Below are 6,284 nucleotides of genomic sequence, written 5' to 3' on the forward strand. Positions count from 1 at the left end.
TACGATCTGTGAGAACTTGAACGGGACGAACTGTGATACGGCCACGGCGACGGTCGTAGTGGACCCAGCCCCGATCGATGCGATCGACGACACGCCAGCACCTGTGAATGGCTTTGCGGGTGGAGACACTCCTTCCGTATTGGACAACGACACGCTGAATGGCGTGGTTGTCGACCCGGCTGACATTACCCTGACCCCCGGCACAGCACCCAGCCCAACTGACGGCTCGATCACCATGAATGCGGACGGAACGATCACTGTCGCGCCGGGCACGACGGCAGGCACTTACAGCTATCCCTATGAGATCTGTGAGATCCTGAACCCGACCAACTGCGACACAGCCGTTGCAACGGTTGTGGTCGAAGAAGCTCCGATCGACGCCGTGGACGATACCATGGCGGCTGTGAATGGCTTTGCGGGTGGTGACACCCCGTCGGTTCTGGATACAGACACGCTGAATGGCGCGGCTGTTGATCCTGCAGACATCACGTTGACGCCTGGCACAGCGCCCAGCCCAACTGACGGCTCGATCACGATGAATGCGGACGGGACCATCACGGTTGCCCCCGGTACGACGGCAGGCACTTACAGCTATCCCTATACGATCTGTGAGAACTTGAACGCAGGCAACTGCGACACAGCGACGGCAACTGTTGTTGTCGACCCGGCTCCGATTGATGCGGTGGATGATGCGATGGGTGCGGTGAACGGCTTTGTAGGCGGCGACACTGCGTCTGTTCTGGACAACGACACGTTGAATGGCGTGGTTGTTGATCCGGCTGACATTACCCTGACCCCCGGCACAGCGCCCAGCCCAACTGACGGCTTGATCACGATGAATGCGGACGGGACCATCACGGTTGCCCCCGGTACGACGGCTGGGACGTACAGCTATCCCTATACGATCTGCGATGCAGTGAACGCAGGCAACTGCGACACGGCGACGGCAACTGTAGTTGTCGACGTAGCGCCCATTGACGCTGTGGACGATACCATGGCGGCTGTAAATGGCTTTGTAGGCGGCGACACTGCGTCTGTTCTTGACAACGACACGCTGAATGGCGCGGCTGTTGACCCTGCAGACATCACGCTGACGCCGGGTACGGCTCCGACTCCTGCTGCTGGGTCGATCACCATGAATGCCGATGGCACGATCACCGTCGCGCCTGGCACGACGGCTGGGACGTACAGCTATCCCTATGAGATCTGTGACGCGGTGAACGCAGGCAACTGCGACACGGCGACGGCAACTGTTGTTGTCGACGTAGCGCCCATTGATGCGGTGGATGACACACCGGCACCTGTGAATGGTTTGGACGGTGGGGACACTCCTTCCGTTTTGGACAACGACACGCTGAATGGCGCGGATGTTGATCCTGCAGACATCACGCTAACGCCGGGTACGGCTCCGACACCTGCTGCGGGTTCGATCACGATGAATGCCGATGGCACGATCACTGTTGCGCCCGGCACGACAGCTGGCAGCTATAGCTATCCCTATGAGATCTGTGAGAACTTGAACCAGCAGGTTACAAACTGCGACACGGCAATTGTCACGGTTGTTGTCAGTCCACCGGTGATCGACGCTATCAATGACAAGCCGACAAAGATCGAAAGCTCAGACGGAGGGAAGACCGAAACGGTTCTGGAGAACGACACGCTGAACGGTGTGGCGGTGGATCCGGCGGACATCACTCTGACCTCTTCGGGGCGCGCCTCGGACGGCTCGAAACTTGGTCTGGATACGAAACCGTCGTCGGGATCCATTCGGATGAACCGCGCGGGCGAGATCATTATCGCAGCGGGCACTGCGCCCGGAACGTACAAGTTCACCTATGAGATCTGTGAAGATCAGAACCCGACCAACTGCGACACAGCCGTCGCAACGATCAAGGTCGAGGCCACTGACCTTCTGGCGCTGATCCGAGAGGATCTGGAAACCATCCTGGAAGATGATCTGTCCGCAACCCTGCATCAGCAAGCTGAACAGATGAACAGCTTTGCGGCTGGGGCGCTGGATCGTCTGCGCAGCCGCACCAGCCAAGCCTGTCTTGCGGATGTCAATGCGCGTCTCGAGGCCGAGAATATCCTGTTCGACACGGACAAGGCCATCATCAAGCCGGAAAGCAACCGCATTCTGGACGAGATCGCCCAGATCCTGGGCACCTGTGAAGGCAGCGCGTTCGAGATCGCCGGTCACACCGACAGCGATGCTTCGGATGCCTATAACCTGGATCTGAGCCAGCGTCGGGTCGAGGCCGTGCTGCGTGCGCTGACCGCGCGTGACGTGGATACGACGGGCTTTATCGCCCGCGGCTATGGCGAACGTCAGCCCATCGCAAGCAACGCGACGGCGGCCGGCAAAGCTAAAAACCGCCGGGTCGAGTTCCGTGCGCTGGAAGTGGCTGAGTATCGCGATGAATGTATGGACAGCCCCAACGCTGTGCGCAATTTCAACGCCACGCGGAACGAAAGCGGGATGAGTATCGAAGGCGATATGCGTCATGAACGCTATGATTGCGCCCGTGATGCTTGGTCGATCTTTGAAGGCACCCTAAGCCATCTCGAAACGGATCAGGGTCAATCGCAAAGCATGGTCAACCTGTCCTATCGCCGAGAGCGCTTCAAGGACGCGGACAGCGTGCGTGGCTATTTCATCGGCCTTTATGGTACCCGCAATGACATCACCAACCTGGCCACAGGCGAGATTGAAGGCTTCGGCATCAATGGTGGTATCTATGGGGCGGATCGTCTGCGCAACGGGCTGTTCGTGGACTACTACCTTGGTGCCGCCGCGGGTAAGCACAAGTTCGACTTGGACTTCGATCGTGACATCGGAACGATCAACGCAGTAGGCGACTATCAGTACTACGCCCTCTTCGCTGGCGCCGCCCTGTCGGGCGAAATGAAGTTCGGCACTCGGACCGTTACCCCACGCATTGGCTTCGACTTTGCCTATGCGCCGGGGGCGGATGTCAGCGTCATCACCAGCTTGGGGGCTATCCAACAATCGGACGTGTTCGAACTGGGAGAGGTGTCCGGCGGACGCCTGTTCCTGGAAGTGCGTGATGAGTACCTCATCAACGACGGCAACACTCTGTTGGCCCTGACGCCCCGCATCGCCTGCTATTCCTCTTTCGGGCTGGAAGATCGCGGCTGCGGGATCGGTGGCTCGATTGAACTCTCCAGCGCGGACGACGACAGCGATCTGACCTATTCTGTGACGCTGGATGGCGAACGCGGCAGCGGCTACTCAAGTTGGTACGTGCGCGGGAGCGTTGCCAAACGCCTGCGCAATGGTGTGCTGCTGAGCGGCGAAGCCAATGTCGACGAAAACGGCGCGGTTGGTGTCGGCGGAGCGGTCGAGTTGGAGTTCTAAGCTCAGTAGGCAACTTCGACTAACTGATCAAAACGAAAGGGCGACTGATACGAGGTCGCCCTTTTCTTCTTCCGGTCGAGGCGAAATCTATTCTAAGATTAGACTCAAGGTCTCGCATCCGGGCGGAGACGTTCAGGATTTGGTTTGCTGACTATAGGTCGCAATACTGCGCACCAGACTTCCTTACTTATTCCTCACTGTTTGGTTGGCCTAATCTTTCTGACAATAGAATACCGTTGGCGCAATTGACCCAATCCGTCGCTAGCGTAGTATTCTGCTATGTCCGGTGATCGCCCCCTAGTATGGATATCTTCCGCTTGTCAGCAAAAGACAAAGTGGTTGAACAATGGGATGTGCTATAGTTTGTCGGAGATCACTCAGCGAATGATAGAGGTTTGTTCTAGGATCTCGTATGCAAAAGCGAAAAAGCAAGCAGTTATTTGTGAGGTTGCTGCGAGTGTGCACTTTGTCACGCAAATCAGATTATTTATGCTAGATGCCGCGACAGTCTGGATTCCGACCATGGCGCCAAAGCGCAATCTTCGCTTTGGGTTGTATGCCGAAATTTGTTCGAGAGTGAATTCAACGCAAACGGTACAAACTGCGCTGCCTTTGTAGCAGCGATATCAACAACATCTTACCGTTACCCAAAGTACTTCACCAATCTTCATCCCGCGACGCATGAATCTTAAAACTCAACGTTATCAAGATAAAGCGATCAAGAAAGTGCAACCACATTTGCACCCAAGTCGCGACGCGTGGCGCTTGTCGCCCACGCCTCCATTAGATCGCGGCGCTTATCAAAAAGATCAGAACGGGCATAAGCAGCTTCGGCTTTGTCCTTGATGCCATGAGCCAGCGCGGCTTCGATCACCTCGCGTGGGAAGCTGGTGGTCTCGCCCGCCCAATCGCGGAAAGTCGAGCGGAAGCCATGCACAGTGACACCATTGCGTCCCATCCGGCGTAAAACACCTGTCATGCTCATGTCAGAGATCGGCTTGCCCACTTTCACTTCGCTTTCAAAGATCAGATCAGTTTCGCCGCGTTTGGGGCCGAGGCATGCGATTGCTTCTTTCGTGAGCGGCACGCGGTGCTCTTTGCCTGCTTTCATTCGCTCTGCCGGGATCGTCCAAACCTTTGCGACAAGATCAATCTCACCCCACGTTGCGCCGCGCGTCTCGCCAGAACGAGCCGCTGTTAAGATTGTGTAGGCCAATGCCCGCGCAGCGACACCCGTGCGGTTTGATATATCCTCCATACAAGCTGCGATCTCGGCATGAGGCAGGGCAGGATGGTGCTTGACTGCCTTCACTTTTGTTGGCTTAGGAAGCAAGTGATCCAAGTGTCCACGCCACCGCGCCGGGTTTTCACCCTCTCGGAGGCCTAGTGCAGCGGCATAGTCCAATACGGCTTCGATCCGCTGGCGCACCCGATTGGCAGTTTCGGGCTTTTCAGTCCAAATAGGTTTCAGAACGCCCATTACGTCCGCCGTCGCGATGCGTGTGACTTGCATACTTCCAAGGCTAGGAAAAACGTAGGCTTCTAGTGTCGAGGTCCATTGTGCGGCGTGTTTCGCATTCTTCCATCCGGGGCGCTTGCTTTCGATCAGTTCTAACGCAGCGTTCTTGAAGGTTTTGGGATTGGCTTGCCGCTTCTTGGCTATTGGGTCTTCACCTTCGCTGATCATGCGCCTCGCCTCCAATGCCCGGTCGCGTGCCATTGCCAGCGTAACCTCGGGATAGGCTCCAAGCCCCAGATCGTGTCGCTTTCCCATCACCTGATAACGCAACACCCAAGATCGTGCGCCAGAGGCTTTTACATAAAGAAACAAGCCCCGCCCATCGCCATGCCGACCGGGGCCAGCTGTTTCCACTTTTCTAGCGCTCAATGGCATATCGTTCCCACATTTGTTCCCACACTTGTAACTGATTTATGATGAACGCTCGCGAACTGCAATAGTATCCCCTGAATTTATCACATTGTTATTATTGTGGATTGTTGAACGTATGGGGATGCCGGCGAACCTATGGAAACCAGACTCATGCGGACACCTCCTCCGCCATAGTTTTAAAGATATGGTATATATATCAATTGGTTGGGGTGGTTATCGTGCTACTTTTGGCTCGCGCCCCCACGTTTTACCCCACGCTTGGACATCCTTTGATCATTCTTTCAAGCGTGAACCGGCTATACCCTTTTTTGGTTGCTACAAAGCAAAGTGGATTGGGCCATCGCAGATTCGTCCCAATGAAGATTTTACGAATTCGGTTGGTTCAGTTAGGTTCAGGTTTTCGGACTGAAAGTGTGCGCTTTCGTAAAAAGCGCTACCCAATGGGTTCTTGTTGAACATCAACGCTAAATCGCATCAAACCAATCAGGATGAATCCTTACCTGCTCGATCATCTCAGTCGCCACCCCCAGCCTGTTTTCCTTCAGCAATTCGCAGAGGCGATCTCCATCGATCAGGTCAATCGCAATCGCGCCGTCACGCGTGGCTTCATCCGAAGCCTGGCTTGTAAAATGCCCGGTGGTGATGAACAGCCCTTTATCGGCGCGGCCCTGTAGCGCCCCGCGGAAATCACGGATTTCCTTTGAGCCGACGCTGCCCTTCCAACGTTTGCACTGAAAGTAGACTTGGAACGATACGAGGTTCACGCGCAGCACGCCAACACCATCGATCCCGCCGTCGCCAGACTTCCCGCGCACCTCCACCTTCGTGAAGCCTGCTTCACGAAGGAGCCGCTGAGCCAGTCGCTCGAACGCCTCCGGGGTCATCTTGCCCAGGACAGGGTCTTGTCAGAGGAACTTGCCGATCCAAGCCTGATCTGCGATTTCTCGGCGCATGATCAAGCCTTCCCCGTTCAAATATTTCAAAACCAGTCCTGAAATCATCAAGCTTGCGGTG

Annotated in this window: 3 protein-coding genes; 1 reads left to right on the top strand and 2 read right to left on the bottom strand. The window is 56.0% G+C overall.

The features are described 5' to 3' along the window. Positions 1-3,379: OmpA family protein (locus ACXAH3_RS16340; protein ID WP_474863325.1), on the top strand; the 3,379-nt coding region annotated here is incomplete at its 5' end. 718 nt (positions 3,380-4,097) lie between these two features. Here the strand turns inward: ACXAH3_RS16340 and ACXAH3_RS16345 are convergent. Further along, positions 4,098-5,273 (bottom strand): tyrosine-type recombinase/integrase, encoded by a 1,176-nt coding sequence (locus ACXAH3_RS16345; RefSeq protein ID WP_474863327.1) that lies wholly within the window; start codon positions 5,271-5,273, stop codon positions 4,098-4,100. Between the two features lie 461 nt (positions 5,274-5,734). Beyond that, complete coding sequence (locus ACXAH3_RS16350; RefSeq protein WP_474863329.1) at positions 5,735-6,154, bottom strand: restriction endonuclease; 420 nt, start codon at positions 6,152-6,154, stop codon at positions 5,735-5,737. Positions 6,155-6,284 lie beyond the last annotated feature (130 nt).

This window comes from Aliiroseovarius sp. ABM4_368, from assembly GCF_056161205.1.